Source organism: Deltaproteobacteria bacterium, assembly GCA_019308925.1.
Lineage (GTDB): Bacteria > Desulfobacterota > B13-G15 > B13-G15 > RBG-16-54-18 > JAFDHG01.
Genome location: JAFDHG010000033.1, coordinates 13,758 through 32,305 on the forward strand (window position 1 = coordinate 13,758; position 18,548 = coordinate 32,305).

23 protein-coding genes and 1 pseudogene are annotated in these 18,548 nt (G+C 48.4%); 1 reads left to right on the forward strand and 23 read right to left on the reverse strand.

Features of this window, described 5'->3' with window-relative positions; translation table 11 throughout:
- Window positions 1-80 precede the first annotated feature (80 nt).
- From JRI46_06645 to JRI46_06730, 18 genes and pseudogenes are all read right to left on the reverse strand, one after another.
- Window positions 81-890: a DUF4198 domain-containing protein gene (locus JRI46_06645; protein MBW2039259.1), complete on the reverse strand. Its 810-nt coding sequence runs from the start codon at window positions 888-890 to the stop codon at window positions 81-83.
- Between the two features lie 17 nt (window positions 891-907).
- Complete coding sequence (locus tag JRI46_06650; protein MBW2039260.1) at window positions 908-2,833, reverse strand: TonB-dependent receptor; 1,926 nt, start codon at window positions 2,831-2,833, stop codon at window positions 908-910.
- Between the two features lie 306 nt (window positions 2,834-3,139).
- The gene (locus tag JRI46_06655; protein ID MBW2039261.1) at window positions 3,140-3,793 is read right to left on the reverse strand and encodes an energy transducer TonB; all 654 of its coding nucleotides are present in this window, start codon (window positions 3,791-3,793) and stop codon (window positions 3,140-3,142) included.
- Window positions 3,790-4,197 (reverse strand): biopolymer transporter ExbD, encoded by a 408-nt coding sequence (locus tag JRI46_06660; GenBank protein MBW2039262.1) that lies wholly within the window; start codon window positions 4,195-4,197, stop codon window positions 3,790-3,792. Before JRI46_06660 ends, JRI46_06655 begins: the two co-directional genes overlap by 4 nt.
- Window positions 4,194-4,793: a MotA/TolQ/ExbB proton channel family protein gene (locus tag JRI46_06665; GenBank protein ID MBW2039263.1), complete on the reverse strand. Its 600-nt coding sequence runs from the start codon at window positions 4,791-4,793 to the stop codon at window positions 4,194-4,196. Before JRI46_06665 ends, JRI46_06660 begins: the two co-directional genes overlap by 4 nt.
- Before the next feature lie 8 nt (window positions 4,794-4,801).
- Entirely contained in the window at window positions 4,802-6,148 is a 1,347-nt protein-coding gene (locus JRI46_06670) for a hypothetical protein (protein MBW2039264.1), read from the reverse strand.
- 206 nt (window positions 6,149-6,354) lie between these two features.
- Window positions 6,355-6,663 (reverse strand): hypothetical protein, encoded by a 309-nt coding sequence (locus JRI46_06675; GenBank protein ID MBW2039265.1) that lies wholly within the window; start codon window positions 6,661-6,663, stop codon window positions 6,355-6,357.
- A gap of 70 nt (window positions 6,664-6,733) precedes the next feature.
- A complete protein-coding gene (locus tag JRI46_06680; protein MBW2039266.1) occupies window positions 6,734-7,531 on the reverse strand; it encodes a DUF4198 domain-containing protein in 798 nt (265 codons plus the stop codon).
- 23 nt (window positions 7,532-7,554) lie between these two features.
- Window positions 7,555-7,875, reverse strand: a complete 321-nt coding sequence (locus tag JRI46_06685; GenBank protein ID MBW2039267.1) for a hypothetical protein — start codon at window positions 7,873-7,875, stop codon at window positions 7,555-7,557.
- A 5-nt stretch (window positions 7,876-7,880) separates the two neighbouring features.
- Window positions 7,881-10,382, reverse strand: a pseudogene (gene feoB / locus JRI46_06690) (ferrous iron transport protein B).
- Window positions 10,379-10,603 (reverse strand): ferrous iron transport protein A, encoded by a 225-nt coding sequence (locus JRI46_06695; protein ID MBW2039268.1) that lies wholly within the window; start codon window positions 10,601-10,603, stop codon window positions 10,379-10,381. Before JRI46_06695 ends, feoB (JRI46_06690) begins: the two are co-directional and overlap by 4 nt.
- A 137-nt stretch (window positions 10,604-10,740) precedes the next feature.
- Window positions 10,741-10,944, reverse strand: coding sequence for a hypothetical protein (locus tag JRI46_06700; GenBank protein ID MBW2039269.1), 204 nt, complete (start codon window positions 10,942-10,944; stop codon window positions 10,741-10,743).
- Window positions 10,934-11,776 carry a DUF2325 domain-containing protein gene (locus tag JRI46_06705; protein ID MBW2039270.1) on the reverse strand — a complete coding sequence of 281 codons (843 nt, stop codon included), beginning with the start codon at window positions 11,774-11,776 and terminating at the stop codon, window positions 10,934-10,936. Before JRI46_06705 ends, JRI46_06700 begins: the two co-directional genes overlap by 11 nt.
- Before the next feature lie 50 nt (window positions 11,777-11,826).
- Window positions 11,827-12,012, reverse strand: a complete 186-nt coding sequence (locus JRI46_06710; GenBank protein ID MBW2039271.1) for a hypothetical protein — start codon at window positions 12,010-12,012, stop codon at window positions 11,827-11,829.
- A 179-nt stretch (window positions 12,013-12,191) separates the two neighbouring features.
- Window positions 12,192-12,371, reverse strand: a complete 180-nt coding sequence (locus JRI46_06715) for a hypothetical protein (GenBank protein MBW2039272.1) — start codon at window positions 12,369-12,371, stop codon at window positions 12,192-12,194.
- Window positions 12,372-12,579: 208 nt separating this feature from the next.
- On the reverse strand, window positions 12,580-12,813 hold the full coding sequence (locus tag JRI46_06720; protein MBW2039273.1) for a ferrous iron transport protein A: 234 nt from the start codon (window positions 12,811-12,813) through the stop codon (window positions 12,580-12,582).
- A complete protein-coding gene (locus JRI46_06725) occupies window positions 12,814-13,587 on the reverse strand; it encodes a metal-dependent transcriptional regulator (protein MBW2039274.1) in 774 nt (257 codons plus the stop codon).
- A gap of 171 nt (window positions 13,588-13,758) precedes the next feature.
- Window positions 13,759-13,917 carry a hypothetical protein gene (locus JRI46_06730; protein ID MBW2039275.1) on the reverse strand — a complete coding sequence of 53 codons (159 nt, stop codon included), beginning with the start codon at window positions 13,915-13,917 and terminating at the stop codon, window positions 13,759-13,761.
- 257 nt (window positions 13,918-14,174) lie between these two features.
- On the opposite strand from JRI46_06730, the gene JRI46_06735 reads away from it, so the two are divergent.
- Entirely contained in the window at window positions 14,175-14,369 is a 195-nt protein-coding gene (locus tag JRI46_06735) for a 4Fe-4S binding protein (protein MBW2039276.1), read from the forward strand.
- Window positions 14,370-14,438: 69 nt separating this feature from the next.
- Here JRI46_06735 and JRI46_06740 read toward each other — a convergent pair whose 3' ends face one another.
- The 5 genes from JRI46_06740 to JRI46_06760 form a co-directional block, all read right to left on the reverse strand.
- Entirely contained in the window at window positions 14,439-14,933 is a 495-nt protein-coding gene (locus JRI46_06740) for a DUF3793 family protein (protein MBW2039277.1), read from the reverse strand.
- A gap of 286 nt (window positions 14,934-15,219) precedes the next feature.
- On the reverse strand, window positions 15,220-17,235 hold the full coding sequence (gene feoB, locus JRI46_06745) for a ferrous iron transport protein B (GenBank protein ID MBW2039278.1): 2,016 nt from the start codon (window positions 17,233-17,235) through the stop codon (window positions 15,220-15,222).
- 20 nt (window positions 17,236-17,255) lie between these two features.
- Window positions 17,256-17,486, reverse strand: a complete 231-nt coding sequence (locus JRI46_06750) for a ferrous iron transport protein A (GenBank protein ID MBW2039279.1) — start codon at window positions 17,484-17,486, stop codon at window positions 17,256-17,258.
- Window positions 17,487-17,488: 2 nt separating this feature from the next.
- Window positions 17,489-17,725: a ferrous iron transport protein A gene (locus JRI46_06755; protein ID MBW2039280.1), complete on the reverse strand. Its 237-nt coding sequence runs from the start codon at window positions 17,723-17,725 to the stop codon at window positions 17,489-17,491.
- A gap of 354 nt (window positions 17,726-18,079) precedes the next feature.
- Entirely contained in the window at window positions 18,080-18,493 is a 414-nt protein-coding gene (locus JRI46_06760) for a PilZ domain-containing protein (GenBank protein MBW2039281.1), read from the reverse strand.
- Window positions 18,494-18,548 lie beyond the last annotated feature (55 nt).

An 18,548-nucleotide genomic window follows, 5' to 3' on the forward strand; every position in this document is an offset into this window, starting at 1 on the left:
CCTCTATCTTGACCCTAGAGGGCCCCAGGCCCCTGGGAAGAGGGGTAAAGGGGTTGGCCCTCGTTAAAGAATTCCCACATTTACGGCACCTCAAAGGTCAAAGTCGCTGTCAGAGAGATTTCATCGCACTTCTCCCTCATGTCCCCTGAGGCAGGGGATTTCTTTACTGCCTTTATCAGCCATGGCCCCCAGTGCAGGAGCCTTATCCTTGCCACCCCCTCGCCGTCTGTGAAGGTTGCAAAGGCGAAGTCGTCTCGGGTCGAAAATCCCGTATAGGTGGCATAGACGCGCACGTATTTAGCCGGCTTCCCGTTGAAGAGGACCTTCACGGGTAGTAGATGACCACCATCGCCCTTGAGACTGTATGGGTTGGCAAGGGGCACTATCTCCAGCCTGTGGCCCACCGGTTTCTCAAAGGGGTTACCTTTCACCTTGCCCACGTTGGTCAGGGCCTTGGCATATTGCTCAAAATAGAGGCTGAGGATGACGCCTTCAAGCCCCTCCTTTGTGCCCAGTTTGTGGTGGACCTTCTCTCCCTTTTCGTACATGGTGTAATAGCCCGGCTTCTTCACGGCGCAGAGGATGTATCCTCCAGGTTCTTCGAACTCCACCCTGGTGGCCAAAAGACCACCAGGGCCAGGGGTCAACTCCTTCTTATCTCCCCCAGGTTCGACCATTGAGAGGCCGTTGAGCGCTTCCGGTCTCAGGAAGTCGGCTGCGGGGTAGCGATGACCCCAACCCATGTAGAGTTTGGTTGCAGTGCCATAATCCGGATTCCACTTCGGAGAATAGTCTGTGAGGTTTATCCAGAGGGTGTGGGCACTGACCTGATGGCAGAACCCCAAAAGGAGCATCACAAAAATTATTAACCCTTTTCCCATCCTTTGCATGGCTTTCTCCTTTTATATCAAAACGTCAATTTGAGCCCGCCAAAGACCTGGACCCCGTCTATATCGTACTCGTCATACGCCTTCTGTCCGCACCTGTCCGAGTAGTACCACCCCACGTTCTTCTTGTTGAAGAGGTTGTCTATCCTCAGAAAGAGCTCGGGGCGTATGGGAAGGCCCTTTATCTCGGTGATCTCCTTTGTGAAGGCGAGGTTGACTATGGCATAGTCATCTAGCTTTCGGGCGATTTCCGTGTATGCGTAGCGCTCCCCTATGTATTCCACCTCCAGGATTGTCTTGAAGGCGATCTGGGGGATATCGTATTGGAGCTCAACATCGACCTTGTGCCTGGGTCTGAAATCGAGTTCTCTGTGCAGTTGTCTATCCCTCGTGTGGAGGAGCGTGTAGCCGAGGAAGGCCGTGAGGTTTTTGAGGGGACGGAAAGGAGGACGGAAGGTAAGGCTTAATTCCAGCCCCTGCGTTATGGCCTCCTCTACATTTATCCAGTACATATCAGGCCCCACCCGCTTGGAGTCGATAAGATCTTCAACCTCGTTCCTGAAATAGACGAGCCTTCCCAGGAAGGTGTCGCCGTAGGTGTATTCAACCCCGGCTTGATAGCCCATGGACTCTTCTGGTTCAAGGTTGGGGTTGGCGTGCATGTTCCAGGGCCCCATCTTCCACCCATCGGCGTAGAGCTTCACCAGGGTGGGGGATCTGAAGGCCTTTCCCACCGAGCCAAGGAGCCTTAGGCCTTTCACTACCTCAAGGGAAAGACTCCCCTTGGGGTTGTACTGCGTCCCCCACTCCTTATGATCGTCCACCCTGAGCCCGAGGACAACGGTAAGGGGGTCTATTATATTCCATTCGTCCTGGATAAAGAAGCCGTGGGTGTAGGCATCGGCCTTAAATTTCTTTCCGTCATCGTCTATCTCCTGAAGGAGGTAGCTATAGCCCCCGGTAAAGGTGTGCTCCCCAAAGAGCTTTACCAGTCGGCTGTAGGCCACCTCTCCTTCATAGTTGTCGCTCACCCAGTCAGATTTCCTGTCCTTGGTATAGTGTTTGTAGTCGAACCATGACCCCCTGACAGTGAGTTTCGAGACCTCATCCGGTAACCATTCACCGATGGTATTGAGGCCAAACCTCTTCTGGGTGCGATGCATGTCAACCCTTTTGATCGTCCCGCGGCTACATTTGTAATCCCAGTCCATCCTATTCTTAGAATAGTAGGGTTGAATGCTCAACTTGATATCTAGGGGAAATTCATACTGAAAGTTGCCCTGAAACATGTGTTCGTAGTATCTGTCGTAGTAATCATGGACCCCATCGGATTTCCGGTAGGTATAATTTAGAAAGCCTCCGAAGCCCTTGTAGCTGAACCCGGCGCTTGATGAGTGGACCTGTGTATTCCTGCTTCCGAAGCCTGTTGAAGCCGATACAGTCGGTTTTACAGGGGGCGACTTGGTGATGATATTCACCACCCCTCCCACCGCATCGCTGCCGTAAAGCGCTGAGAAGGGCCCCTTGACCACCTCTATCCTCTCGATCATCTCGACGGGGTAGGCCTGAAGGTCTATGGCGGATGCATGGCCCCCGAGGACCCTCTGACCATTCATTAGGACCATGGTATGCTTGGCATCAAGACCCATGATCTGGACATGCCCCTTGTCACCCCAGGTCCCCACGTGCTCGGTCACCTTGAGGCCGGGGATCAGCTTCAAGGCGTCCTGGACGGTCTTGACCCCCCTTGCCTCGATCTCCTCTTTTGTGATCACCTCCACCACCGCCGGGACCTCTCCGACGGTGCGTTCTGTCTTGGTAGCGGTGATAATTACCTCACCCAGCTCCAATACATCTCTTTTTTCCTCTTCTTTTTCCTCCTCCCCGAAGGAGAGGCTCGAGAACAGGAAAAAGAGCGCCAGCGTAAAAATTACGATCCTCTTCATCTTCTCACCTCCTGAAATCATGTTGTTGAAAAAAGTAGGCGTAACCCGATGACTCCTCCACCGAGTTACGCCTTCACTTCCCCTGACCGATTCAGGGGCCGTAAGACGTCCCTACGATAATCTTGATCTGGTTTCATTCTTACATTAAATTGACAACAACCTTTCTCCCTGCTACAATAATTACGGGCCTGGTAGAAATGCTTACCAGGTGCCGGCGGAAAGCAGATATTCCTTTAGCCGGGAGCTGCTTTCCGCACCTATTTGGTTTTTTAATCTTTCATCTCATCTTTCATCCCTCCTTTCTTTTCATCTTGCATGCGTTAATTCAAAACATAGGCATATATTCATGGTTAACGACCTCTCTCTTATTTCCTCTGGAAAAGGAGGAAATGGATTCGCCTTTTTAATACTCTCTATGGCGGCCTTATCTAAAATTTGGTGAGGGCTGGATTTGACTACCTTAATATCTTTGAGTCGCCCGTTTCTTAAAATGACAAATTTTAGCCACACCAAGCCCTCAATGCCTTCATCTCTGGCAAACAATGGGTATCTTTTATTTTCTTCAATCTTTTGTTTAATAAGTCGTTGATAGTAAAGGAGGGGATCAACTTTACCACCATAATGTTTTGGGAAAAGATTGGTCATGCTTGCTAGCGGTGTAGGCCTATACCTTGTTTCCTTAATAGGTTCTACAATGCTTTTTGGATATTGCCTGTATTTTACCTTTTGATGCACTATCTCCTTTATTGGATCTAAGTTGTGGGTCACCTGCTTAATCCTTTTCGGCCTCAATGGGACCTTAGGAGATCCCTCTTCCTTTATCTCTCTTAAGTCCACCTCTATTCTACGCTCATGCCTATTTGCAGTGAATACGTCAGTAAAGGAAAATATTATAAATGCATGTAATGCAATAGAAAAAAGGAGAAATAATCTTATGGCCCTATTATTTCTGTTATTCATTGTTCTTCCTTTTTGGTAGCGATACAAAGCCTCGCTGCGCCGGCTGTCTTTGCAACGTCCATTACCTTTACTGCTTTATTTAAAATTACATTTCTATCCGCCTTTATCACTACTAATTTGTCTCTGTCAGTGCCTATAAGAGACCTTAATTCATAGTGGAGTTGATGTAAGGTAAGTTCTCTATTTCCAATAAATACCCTGCCTTCTTTAGAGACATATACTGTAATTTCCTTTTGGGTCTGGGGTGTGGTGGAATCTGCCTGAGGAAGCTTTACCGAGATACCTTCTTCGGTGATAAACCTTGTAGTTAAAAGAAAGAATATAATCAGCAAAAATACCATGTCTATTAAGGGAGTAAGAGGCACCTCTGCACCATTCTTTGCATTTTTTTTAAGTCTGATCATCCAATCCCCTCTAAAAATTCATTAAGCCTATTCTGCAACGTTGTGGTAAAACTCCTTACCCTGTTTACTAGATAATTGTGGGCCACTACCGTTGGTATAGCTACAGAAAGCCCTAATGCAGTAGTGAGCATGGCCTCCCATATGCCACCTGCCAGCACACTGGCATTCACCCTTCCTCCCAATCTTTCAATTACCATAAATGCCCTTATCATCCCTGTTACCGTGCCCAATAGCCCTAAAAGTGGGGCAATATTTCCCACAGTGGCTAGCACAGGTAGGTGCCTTTCTAGCTCCTCTACTTCCCTTTCTGCTGCATTGGACAAAGCCTTTTCTATGGCCTCTTTACCGCGTCCATATCTTTTGATGCCTTCTCTTAACACCTTACCCAAGATGCCCTTGCTATTTTCCGCCATGGATAAGGCACCATTTGTTTTTTGTTCTTTTAATGCCTTTTGAATCTCCATTGGCAGGTCTGGATTTTTAATCTTTAGCTTTCTGAATTGGTAAAGCCTCTCTAGTACGATAGTAAGGGCAATCACAGAGCAAAAAAGTATAGGAATTACCAATATGCCCCCTTTTGCTAAAAAAGAAATCATAATCTCTCCTAAAGGGTTATGTCTGGTTTCCCATCATAATTCAGGTCTTTTTCTGTCTTAACTAGCTTTCCCTTTTTCCCATAGGACTTCCAGACATCTATTTTCCCGTCTTTATTGGTATCTTCTTCTATCCTTATAAGTTTCCCCTTTTCATAAAAAGAGAAACTGTCCCATTTTCCATCACCGTCTTTATCATGCACAGCCTTAAATGGGTTCCCTTCTTTATCATAATGACAGCAAGTATCTATCCTTCCATCTCTATTTTCATCATGTTCTGATTTTATAAGCCTTCCCTTATCGTAATATGCTATTTCATCGATGATACCGTCATGATTTGAATCTTTTTTGTGCCTTACTAATTTCCCTTTTTTGTAAAGATACCAGTTGTCAATCCTGCCGTCATAATCCTCATCAATTTCTAATCTCTCTTCTTCTCCTTGCCGAGAAAAGTATATCCATGAGTCCATTTTCCCGTCTTTATTTCTGTCCTGAAGTTGTCTATATAGGCCCCATTTTTTATATTCATTTCTTACATCAAATTTGCCATCATGATTTGAGTCTACCTCTTCCAAAATCAACAATTCTTCCTGATAATGTTTTACTAAATCTGCCTTTCCATCAAAATTTGTGTCTATTTCTTCTTTGGTTATTTTCCCCACCCTATCCAGATAGAGCCATGCATCTACCTTTCCGTCCTTGTTTCTATCCTGCTCCTGCCTTGCCTCCTTGATGTAATCCCAAGTATCTATGTTTCCGTCAAAATCGCTATCCCACTGCGCCCTTATAACCTTCTCTTTCTCATAAAATTTTATGGCATCTACTTTTCCGTCAAAGTTTGTATCCAGCCGACTTTCTTTTAGCTCTTCGACCTTTTCAAAATAAAGCCATGTATCTATCTTTCCATCCTCATTTTTATCTTGTTCTTGCTTTATAAGTTCCCCTTCTTTATAAAAACTAAAAGTATCGAGCTTTCCATTGGAATCCTTATCTATTGCTACCTTTTCTTTTTTCCCCTCTTTGTCTAAAAAGATGATTATCTCCCTTAGACCATCTTCATTTTTATCTTGCTCTTGTCTTTTTAATTTTCCCCCTTCAAAAAAACTCCAGGTATCAATCTTGGCATTATGATTGGTATCGCTTTCTATCCTCACCAAATTCCCTTTTTCAAAATATCTCCACTCATCCACTTTTCCATCAAAATTCAAATCAGATTCTATCCTTATTAAATCCCCTTTCTTATCATAATAGCCCCGTACATCTATCCTTCCATCATTATTGATATCTTTCTCCAATGTCTTTGCAAAACAGTTTGATGTGCATATCAATAAAACTACTGCCATTATTATTCCAACCATACCACGCGTTTTCTTAGCCATTACGCACAAATTTAGACTTATCTCTATTTATTAAGCAGGACTAACACACCCATTTTTTCTTGTCAAGCCAAAATAAGTCTTGTTGAAAAAAAGAAGGTGCAACCCGATGCCCTTCAGGGGCCATTAAGTTACGCCTTCACTTCCCCTGACCATATCAGGGGCCGTAAGACGTCCCTAAAATAATCTTAAGCGGTTTCCGTTAGCACCGCCATGAGTCTCTTCCTCAATCCCTCCAGCCTCTTTGATTTGAAAGCCTTCTTTGTCTCCTCCAGGGTCTCTATGGTCTCCGCAAGGACCTGGCGTAACAACTTTCTGTGCGGGCAATCCACAAGAGAGCAGAGGTCAACAGGACACCCATCTTTAATCTGTTCCAGGATGCTGAACAGCACATGTTGTTGCATATCTACCCGATCATGGAGGTCCTGGGTGCTCCTCTCGATAATCTTCATTAAATAATCTTTATTCCCCTGTGCCAGGACCTTCTCCTGCTTCATCTCCTAACCCTCCCTATAAAGGACTGGATCTGCCCTCTGCCCAGAAGAAGACAGGGGGCAGAAAAAGGGCTCATTCCATGTCCCTTGCCTGGATCCAAATGATAGCGTCCTGGGAGAACTCCTTGCCCTTGTATTCTTTCTTTGGACCTACACCAAGGGCAGCAAACCCCCACCAGCCGGCTTTGGGGATACCAAAGGTGAATACACCGTTGGCGTCTGCCTTGATGGTCTGGGTAACAAAGGCATCCTGAGGCGCTTCAACTTTAGCTTTTTTGGCGAAGGCATTACCCATAACATCGTGGTTCAGATACTCCACCTCGACCTCGGCAAAGGGGACGGGCTTGCCATCGCAATTCACAACGCCCCTAAATACGTTTCCTGTCCAGAGGGCATAGGGCTTGTCAAGGGGGACGATCTCAGCCGCAAGCCCTATCTCTGCGTCCCAATCAGTGGGAAGACCAGCCACGTTCACGATCATCTTTGTGATCTGTTGCATATAGATATCCTCTGACTTTTCGTAGTAGGGTGCAGGGACGAGGCAAAATACATAGTCCCCCATCCCTCTGAGTTTGTAAGAAGTCTTAAAGGCCTTGCCCTCGTTTGTCAGGCTCCTCCAGATGATGGACTTAAGACTCCCCTTAAGATCCTTTTTCTTCCCCTTATGGACGACAAAAAACCCCTCAGGGGTGCCCATATCCATGGTATGCCCGGCCTCAAAGGGATGAGTAAAGACCAGCTTGAAGTCTATCTTCCCTCCTTTGGTCAGGGCACTCTCCGGGGTGTAAATCATCTGGAAATGGGCAAAGGCAGGGACACTCAACGCAAAGACCATCAACCCAATCAGTAACAACAACCTTACCCTTTTCATCATTTCACCCTCATTTTAAATTTTTATTCAGTGATATCCTCGCCCTTTACCTCCACCACATGGCCTGGTCCTGCATCGAAGATCACCTTGAAGGGCACATCAGGCCTCTTGAAGGTGAACTCGCTGTCCTCATTCATCTTACCTTTGATGAGCACTTTTCCCTTTGCGTCCACCACCTTCATACTCACACCAGCAGCCGAGGAACCGTCAGAGAAGCCACCTTCGCAGGTGATGGTCCCATCCCCATTGTCGAAGCAGGAGCACAGCGGTGTGTGGGAAAGGGCCTGCCCAGCCAGAAAGATACACAATGTCAGCAGACCAATGCCGAAAAGGACCTTCTTCATAAGACTCACCCCCTTTCTAGTATATCTTCTTTATATTTCGGCTCCCTCCTGATGAGAGCCATCAATGCCGTTATGGCTATTGCCATGGCATAAAATCCAACCATCGCCCCCATCCCGCTCAGGCCGAGGAGATTCCCACCGCTGAACACCAGGATAGCCATCATCAACCCCAGGAGGGTAGGGTAGAGGGCGGCAAAGAGCATCCACATCCATCCTAGGCGTCCTGACTCCAACTTGACCATGATAAGGGTGGGGATGCAGGGGGGATACATGGCCATGAAGATTATGATGGCCAGGGCGTGAAGGGGGGTGAATCCCTTTTCCTTCTTCTTCATCCTCGCCTCGAGGGCTGCCTTCTCTCCCCCTGATGGTTGGTAAATAGCCCCTAAGGTAGCCACACTGCTCTCCTTTGCTGCAAAGGAGCTCAGGAGGGCGATGTTTATACGCCAGTTGAACCCTGCAATCTTAGTAAGGGGTTCGAGGAAACGACCAAAGCGCCCCAAGTAACTGGAGGAGATGGTTTCATCCTTTTTATGCCTCAAGAGCTTCTTTCTGGCTCTAACCAGTTTCTTAAAGGTCTTGTTGACCTTTTTTGCCTCCTTATCCCTTCCTGGCTTTACGATCTTGAAGAATTCTGGGTTTTCCCTCCGGAATTCTTCATCGATGGCCCTCTTTTTCTCCTTACTCTTTGCACCCATCCTGGCCTTTTTGTAATCGTTCCAGTATCCCATAAACTCCATCAGCCTCGGTCCCCCAAGGAGGCCGGCATAGGGATTGCCCTCTATCTGGTTAAAAAAGGTGGTGATTGCCCCTTGCGCCCGTGTCTCGTAATAGGCCTCCCTCTCCTTATTTAGTCCAGGAAGGCTGATGAGGACATAGACGATGAGGGCTATGACGATGATGATGGTTATGACCTTCCTGACAAAGAGCCAAGTCCTCTCTAGGCAGCGACGCAGAACGCCCTGCGCTGTGGGGAGTTGATAGGGGGGCATCTCTAAGATAAAGGGTGCACTCTCTTTCCTTCTGAGGACAGTGAGGGTCAGGGCCTTGGCCACTGCCAGGGCTACGATAATGGTGATGGTGGCGATGAAGAACATAACCATGCCCTTGTGCTGGACAAAGAATATACTGACAAGCAGGGTATAGAAGGGGATCTTTGCCATACAGTTCATGAGAGGGACTGTCAAGATGGTCGCCATCTTCGCCCGCTCGTCCTTGATGGTCCTACAGGCCATCACCCCTGGTATAGCTCACCCCCCTACAAATACGCCGCCCAGGATTAGAGGGAGGGTGGACTGGCCGTGGAGGCCGAAGTGGCGGAAGATCCTGTCAAGGATAAAGGCCATCCTGGGCATGTATCCTGTATCTTCTAGGATGGCTATCAAGGCGAACAATATCAGAAAAAGAGGGACATAGTTCAGGACTGCGATGACACCGTCAACCACCCCTAAGGGGACAGAGCGGATAAGGGGTTCCTCTATAAAACCAGGGGAAGGCAGAATTGAGGCCACTAGCTCCTTGAACCCGGCAAGCAGCGGCCAGGTGTAGGCAGTGACCTTATAACCCTGGACAATGGAGAGCTCAAAAAGGGCATAGATGATCGCAGCCAGGATGACAGGCCCCAAGAATCTGTTGCAGACGACCTTGTCAATCATATCGGACAGGGTTGAAGGGACCTCTCGTTTCTTCCTGACGGAGTGCTTTACGATCTCATCCGCGCTCTGGTATCGCCGGGTGGCAATGAACCTCTCCGGTGCCTCATTGTGCTTAGAGGCGAACTCCTCCCTCTTTGTCTCCACATATTTTAGGATCTCCTTGGGGTCTTCGAGGTGTTTCTCGATGAGTCTCTGTGTCTCGCTGTCGCCCTCCATGAGTTTTACTACAAGCCACCTCAGGGGGTAGCTCGCAGAGAGTTGTTCGCTCTTTGAAAGCTTGCTTTCCAGTTCCTTCAATATGGGTTCTAGAGGGCCATAATCAATACGAAAGGGTTTAAAGGCCTCCCTCCCTTTATAGGCCTCAAAGGTGGCCTTCCGAAGCTCCTTCTTTCCTTTTCCTCTGTTTCCAACCGTAGGGACTACAGGGGTTCCGATGCGTCTGCTCAACTCTTTCACATCGATCTTAAGACCCCGTCTTTCTGCCACATCCATCATATTTAGATCGATGACCACGGGGATCCCCATCTCCAGGAGTTGGAAGGTGAGGTAGAGGTTTCGTTTGAGGTTTGAGGCATCGGCGATATCAACAACCAAGGCGGGTCTTTTATGGAGGATAAAGTCCCTTGCTATCCTCTCCTCTAAGGAATAGGAGGTGAGGCTGTAGGTTCCAGGAAGGTCAACCAGTTCTATCCGCGTATCCTGGTAACGATATGTGCCCGACTTTTTCTCCACGGTCACCCCAGGGTAGTTGGCCACATGTTGACGGGCACCTGTGAGCATGTTGAAGACCGTCGATTTACCCGAATTTGGCTGCCCTGCCACTGCCACCAGGGCCTTTTCTTTCCTTTTCATAATGGTTCTACTTCCACATATCTTGCCTCATCATGGCGGATACTGACTTGGTATTCACCCAAGCTGATCTCCACCGGGTCTATGAGGGGGGCATTGCGGATGACCTCTATCTGGACTCCAGGGATAAAACCCATGTCTAGCAACCGCTGGCCCAAGATACCCGTGGCCATTATCCCCTTGATCCGACACTGCTCCCCAGGTCTGATCTCATCCAAGGTCATTGCCCACCCTTTCATTCCACCCGGACCTTCTGGGCCATACCATGACCAATGGTGATTGATTCATCTTCCACCTTTGCCTTTTCTCCGATTTGGAGTTCGCTTAAGAGTTTCATGAGTATCTCCTTTGGATTAGATTTTCATTTACGCCTCATCCTACCACCGCACTCCGGACATACCTCTTCTCGACAGGGTATACCTGGCCTGTGAGGGATAACCTTGGCGCATACTAAACAGATGCACTCTCCCCCTGGCCCAAGCCCCCTTCCTGTCAGGTTCAGTTGTGAGCTGCTGTTTATGCGCCCTGGCCTGATAGTGAGATCGCCCTTTTCATCATTCTTCATCGCCTTCCTCCCCCTCTATCCCCATTCCCAAGGCCCTGTACAGAGAAGTCAATCCGGCGCTGGGAAGGGGAATGAAGGGCTTGTCCTCCTTCTTGCAGAGCCTTTTTGCTATGCTAGAGGCGAAATGGCTGACACAATTGACCGGAAGGAGGACAACGTCAGCCCATTTAACCTTGTTCTCGAGAGCCTCTCCCCCCTTGCCATAGTAACCGCTGTGGTACTCAAAGATTCCTCCTAGTGACTCTATAAGCTGCCGATAGCGATCTTCCATCCTACCCAGACCGCCGATAAACAGGACCTTTTTCCCCTTTAATGAATGGATGGTAGAGGGCAAAGGTACAGGAGAAGGGAGACTTTCTTCTTGCCCTGAGTTCGCCTTCAAGCCCATCTTTTCCAACTCTTTCTCCAGCTCTTTTACCTTCTTTTCTAATAAAAGGCGGAGGTTCCTCTCCTGCTGCAACCTCCCCAGCAACTCTGTCCTCTTCTGCCTCCATCTAAGGGTTGCTTCCGTGGGGACCGAGACCGTGCCAATTGGAAGCTTCTTCAAGCCATCGAGCTTTTCCTTCAAAGATTGAAGGACTTTTTCTTTTTCCCGTACCTTCCCCTTCAGCCGATCCCGCTCAGATCGAACCCTGGAGAGTCGATCCTGGATCTTTGTGAGCCTCTGTTTTAGGTTCTCCAACTCCCCGCCCAAGCCCGCCACTTTCCGTACTCTCGCGATTTGCTTTGTTGCGTTCCCAAAGCAGGTCATGTGGACTTCGCCAAAGATCTTCATCAGCAGCTCAGGAGGGACATCCTCTCGAGTCATGATCGCCCAAAAGGACCCTTTCATTTCTCCTTGCTGAATCAATTCCCTCCAAACCCCTTCAATCTCCTCACCCTCTACCCTGTCCCGATTAAATGGCTGTGGACCTCGAAGGGTGTGGCTGCACCGTCCTTGCTAAATCCCGTCTGTCTTGCTAGCTTTCTCGCCTCTTCATCCGTGAGGCAAATTCCAAATGCGTGGCACATCAACCATTCGATCTCCCAGAGAGGGCGCCTTTTCTTTAAAGGGACCAACGTTTGCATAATCCACCTCCTCTTTTGAATTTTGCGATCTCACGTTACGCCCTCCCTTTCCCTGCCGTGCAGGGTCCGTAAGACGCCCCAATAAAAAAGAGGTAACCCGATGTCCTTTGAAGACCATCAAGTTACGCCTTCACTTCCCCTGCCCATCGCAGGGGCCGTAAGACGCCCCAAAAATAATCTCAAGCTGTTTTTATTAACACATCCATCAACCTCTTTCTCAACCCCTCCAGCCTCTTTGATTTGAAGGCCTTCTTTGTCTCCTCCAATACCTCTATGGTCTCGGTCAGGACCTGGCGCAACAACCTTCTGTGCGGGCAATCCAGCAGAGAACAGAGATCAGCAGGGCACCTATCCTTCATCTCTCCCAGGATGCTGAGCAGGATGTGTTGTTGCATATTTACCCGATCATGGAGGTCCTGGGTGCTCCTTTCGATGAGATTTTTCAAATGTTCTTTATTCCCCTGCGCCGGGACCTTTTCCTCTTTGATAGACACAATATTGGCCTTTCAAGATTTTATAAGATTAATAAAATTAGATTAGTATCATCTAACTTTTACATAAAAAATTTTACTTTTCTACCAGGATCTTAGTGGCTACCCCATAGCCCAGGGCCAGCCGTGTCTCCTTTACCAGGACCATCAGAGGTCCTCGTCCACCGTTGTTCAAGACCTTCATCCGTACGCCCGGCACCAGCCCCATACTGTAAAGTCTTGCCTGTAGCCCACGACCAGCGTTTATACCCACCAGGGTGACCTCCTCTCCTGGCCCTGTCATGGTCAGCGGCATAAACCCCCCTTTCAACTAGACCTCCTCTATATAGACATTAGAGGCCTCTTCTTTACGTAAAGAAAGATGGTACCCCTTCAGCTTGACCTCTACTGGGTCTCCGAGGGGGGCTATGTATTCCATCTCCACGATGGCCCCAGGCACCACTCCCATATCCAGTATACGTTGGTGAATCTGGTCTGTCCCCTTGACCTTGGCGATTCTTCCCTTTTGGCCAGGTGAAAGCTCCATCAATGACTTTTCTATGGGTTGCGCCTCTTTTCTTGTTTCCATCTCTTTTAGCTTGAAGTCGAATTCCTTCACAAACTCCCTCATGTGCCTCAGGCACTCTTGCGGTGAATGGCCCTCAGTACCCTTGGCACAATAAGTGGCAAATGATTTCAACCAACTGGGACCGCTTCGAGGACAGACCTCTATGAATTCCATAAACTCCACCAGCCGCTCCATGGTCTCAGGACTTACGGCATGCTCCATCTTGCAGGCATCTTCCTCGGCCCTTTTAAGGTCTATACCCAAGATGTTGGATAGGAAACTGGATAGTAACTCGTGCTTGCGCTTGACCTCTTTGGCTAGATCCAAACCCTTATCAGTCAGCTCCACGTATTCATATTTTTCATGGTTGATCAGGCCCCTTTGCATGAGGGTGTTGAGCATGCTGGTCACGGTGGGGAGCTTAACGTCCATGTTTTTGGCTATGTCCTTGACCCGGACAGCCTTCTTTTCCTCTTCTAAAAGAAGGATGGCCTCAAGATAATCTTCCATGGTGGGGGTCAGTATTTCATTATTCATTATTAACCCCTCAAAATAGAATTAGATAATTCTAATTTAAATCCTCAAAATTTTTTTGTCAAGCATTTTTTTATTTTTTTTCTTACGCTTCTGATCCCTCAATCTATCTTTTGTTACACTATGTTAGAAGGTTTGAAGAAAAGATCGGGAAGCTCCAAGGGAATTTTGCTATCATTTTCCATCTCTGACAAAATAATAAATTTCCTTAACCTTCTCCTCTTTAGTTTTCAGATTTGAAAATTTCTTTCTGGTCAATTCTTGAATTTCTTCTGCATAATAATTCAATATGCGTGTTGGTTGTAAATATTGTTGCATCTCCATCTTCTTCACCTCTATTTATCCTGTGGAATGATAGCACGGACCGAGCTATCAATACTACCCCACCACCATTGAAAACTACCGGTTTGTTTGGCAACCCTAATCAATTATCAATCAGTTAATCTAAATAGGTTTTATTAATAGTATTATACTTTACTAATTGCAAAAAATCCTTGACAAACTAGGATTGCTGTGTTATATATAATATTGGCAGAGTCAATTATGCTTGCCCTTAGAAAGACCTAAAATAAGGAAAGGAGGTAAACCCCATGGCTCACAGAATCGATCCAAAAAAGTGTGTTTCTTGCGATGCCTGCCGCCTTATGTGCCCGAGGAACGCAATCAGTAACGCAGAGACCGAAAAGACATACATTATCGATCCTAAACTGTGCAATGACTGCGTTAACCTGCCTGTCGTCCGGTGCGTTCCCCATTGCCCTGTGGATGCGATCTCACCTGCCTGAACCAACATGGAGCGAGCATGCATCCGGCCGAGACGGATCCGCCTATCCGTCTCGGCTTTTTTGTCTTGATCACATACTTATGAACGCGGCTGCCTGCTCCCTGGCCTGCTCGAATTCGCGGCTTTTGCGCAGGGAGGGGGTGGGATCTCCGTAGATCCTCCAGCCACAGTTCCCTGTGGACCGCAACGGGATCAACCCCATGTATCCCAAGACGTCCTTGATGGGATAGCCAAGGGCCAATCCGATCTCGTGCGGTATCTGTCCCTTGTCTTGCCAGCGCCGCCCCACCTCTTCCAAGAACTCGATGGGCCCGATGTCGTGCGGGTAGCCCATTTTATCGAAGACCCACTGTGGCACGTTCGACAGTGTTTTTTGTACCTTCATTTGGTCATAGATGATTACCCTGGCGCACACTTGACTACGGCAAAGCACGAGGTACGAAAACCCCCATGATCGCGAAAGCGCTGCGATACGCTCGATACGTTGATCAATGCTCAACTCGGAATGTTCGGCCCTGAGCATCAACAACTCACCAGCTTTGTCCGCAAACAGCACGCTGGCCATATCAAAAAACAACCATTTTTCGAATTCGGTTACAACCTCAGGCAAATGGCTTGCTTGCATTTTCCACGCTTCAAATTTTGGACTCACCTTTTTCCTCCATTAATAATACAGTTCTTACACCACAGAAGTAGCGGCACTTCTTGGGCTTCTCAAAACAACGGCAATCACTTCGTGTTGTTGTGAAGCGCCCGGTTATTAGTATGAAACAACAATATTAGAACAATCTAATACATGAATTATTCTTTGTCAAGCATTTTTTTGAATTTTTCATGCCGATGTTGGGTCCTTAAAACACTCTTCCTATCTGATATATTAACACCGCCAATATCCACCCCAGGATCAGGCTATAGCTTACGGCCAAAAGGGTCCAGCGCCAATTGGTCTCCCTCTTTATGGTGGCGATGGCGGCGATACAGGGGATGTAGATGAGGGACATTGTCATAAATGCATAGGCCGAAAGGGGTACGAAGTATTGAGGAAGGACCTCCCTAAGTCCCTCTCCCTCCACTCCATAGAGCGTCCCCAGGGTGCCAACCACCACCTCTTTGGCCACGATCCCGAAAAGGAGCGCTACCGCTGCCTGCCAGAAACCAAAACCAGCCGGCTTGAGGAGGGGGGCGAATATAGAACCCAACCTCCCAATCAGGCTCCCCTGGGAACCGTACTCCACTCCCGGAGGGAGAGAGGCCAGCAACCAGATCAGCACAACCCCTGCAAAGATGATAGTCCCTGCCTTGCGGACGAACAAGCTCCCCCTCTCCCACATGTGCAAAATGACCCCCTTGAGGGAGGGGAGGCGATAGGGAGGAAGTTCCATGATCAAGGGCGCCACCTCCTCCCTGAAGAAGATGGCCTTAAATATCCGCGCCATAATGGTGGCCAGGACGATACCCAAGAGGTACAGGGAAAAGACCACCAGGCCTTGCCTCTGGGCGAAGAATGCCCCGGCGAAGAGGGTGTAGATGGGCAATCTGGCCGAGCAGGACATCAAGGGGTTAACCAGGATCGTGAGAATTCTGTCCTTTTTGCTCTCCAGGGTCCGGGTGGCCATGATGGCCGGGATGTTGCAGCCGAAACCGATGATCATCGGGATAAAGGACTTACCATGCAACCCGAGGGCATGCATCAACCTGTCCATCACAAAGGCGGCCCTGGCCATATATCCCGAGTCCTCCAGGATGGCGATGGCGAGAAAGAGTAGCAGGATATGGGGTAGGAAGACCAGTACCGATCCGACCCCTGCGATGATCCCATCGGAGAGGAGGGATATGATCCAGGGGGGCGCCCCAAGAGGTTGGAGGAGGGAGGTGGTGCCACTGCCCAACCAGCCGAAGAAGGCATCGATCAGGTCGGCCAATGGCCCGCCCAGGCCGAAGACGATTTGGAAGGTCATTACCATGAAGGCGAGGAAGATAGGGATGCCCAGATACTTATTGGTCAACACCTTATCTATCTGGTCGGACCAATTTATCCTCTCTTCTATATCGGCCCGCTTTTTTATGCACTCCTTGCACAATCCGTGGATATAACCATATCTCCTTTCGGCGATGAGGGTCTCCAGATCATCATACCCCAGATCTCTTTGGACCTTGAGCAAAAACCGGTTCAACTTACCCTCATCGATCCCTTTTCTATAGAGCAGTTTCAGGACGTCAGGGTCTCCTTCTAAGAACTTGATGGTGCTCCATCGAGGGGGATAAGGGAAGTCCTCCAGGGATCTGATCTCTTCCTCCACCTCTTCGATCATTGTTTCGGTATCCCGGCCATAGTCGATCTTGAACTTGTTATCGGTTCTGGTAGCGGTTGAGAGGATGGTCTTTTTGAGGTCTTCTATCCCCTGTCCCTTGTTTGCTACTGTGGGCACCACGGGTGCCCTTACCACGTCCGAGACGGTCTGGATGTCTATCTCCCACCCGCGCTTTTCAGCCAAGTCCAGCATATTGAGACAGATGATCAGATTGACCTTCAACTCCAGGAGCTGGGTGACCAGGTAGAGATTTCTCTCCAGGTTGGTGGCGTCAACGATTGCAACCACCAGATCGGGCCTCTCCTTCACCAGGAAGTCTCTGGCGATCTTCTCATCGATGGAGTAGGCGGTGAGCCCATAGGTGCCGGGGAGGTCTACCACCCTCACCCGCGCCCCCTGAAAGGTGAACTCCCCCTCCTTCTTTTCCACCGTGACACCGGGCCAGTTGCCCACATGCTGCCTGGAGCCGGTGAGCTGGTTGAAGACAGTGGTCTTGCCCGTATTGGGGTTGCCCGCCAGGGCAATGAGTATCTCCTTTCCCCCCTTTTTCTTCACCTAGTACCTCCTTTTTCCTTCTAAGCTTGTAGTACAAGGATCTTATGGGCCATGCCGAACCCCAGTCCAATCCTCATCTCCCCCTTGCCGATGATGACTTGGCCAGGAGCGGAGTTGGAGATCACCTCGATCACGTCCCCTAGCCCGATCCCAATGCCGAGGAGCCTTCGCATCAACCCGCGGCCAGCCCTTATCTCCACTACTTGTACCCGTTTTCCTTCTCTGACCATGCTCAACGGTATAGGGGCCATAACTACTTCCTTTCGATCAATACCAGTTCCGCCTCTTCTTTGCGCAGGGAGAGGTGATAACCCTTTACCAGGACATCAACCGGGTCCCCGAGAGGTGCTACCTTTTCCACCTGGATCTCTGTTCCTGGGACGATCCCCATATCGAGAAGTCTCCTCTTGACCTCTCCCTTGCCTTTGAGCCTGAGGACCTTTCCCTTTTGTCCTGGTTTGAACTCCTTGAGGGTGAGCATTTCTTCCATCTCTATACCTCCTCTTTGACAATGTTCAGGTCGTTTCCCTGTTTTGGCAAAGTAACTGGATGAAGTTAAGAAACCTCTCTCACCCGGATCACTCGACCCTTTTGTCCGATCAACCAGATGGCCTCCAGATAGTCTTCCAGGCTGGCCGTAAGCGTTTCTCCCATGAGGCCTCCTTGGTGATATGTTAGGAAAGACTAATAATAGGTACAACTTATTTAGTCAAGGTTTTTTTAGCAGTTCGCTTCCATTATGGGAGCAATGATATGGCAGAATTGAGTTTTGCCTGGGGGAAGTTGATCGAAGTTTGTGGAGGGAAAAAAATAGAAGGCCTTCACTTGCTTCAAATCTTTAACCTTATACTTGAGCTATGTTGCTTACGAAATTTGCCCACTTTTTTCCATCTTCAGCTCCCATTTTTTCTAGGGAGATCCCTGCGCTAAAATAATATGATGTCCCCCTTGAGCAAAGGTCATACCACACAACCCTTCCTATCGCTTTGATCCTTTGGGCCTTCGGAGGTATCCATATGTCCAATTCTACCAATTTTTCATTCAATACGAGGAAAGGACCCAGCTTTACAGGTGCGTCTCCTTTCTGAATTATGAGACTATCATTTTCTAAGAATACCTGTACTTCTATTAAGAGGCCATCAAGGGAGACATTTTTGGTTTGCGACTTGACAGGTTGGTCATGTTTGGCTGTTCCCAACAACTTCATTCTTAACAGAAGAGGGATCTCCAATCTTTTGAACGTACGATGCTCAACCATTTGCATTTCTCACCTATAGCAAAAGATAGATTTTGGGATATATTAAGGGATATAA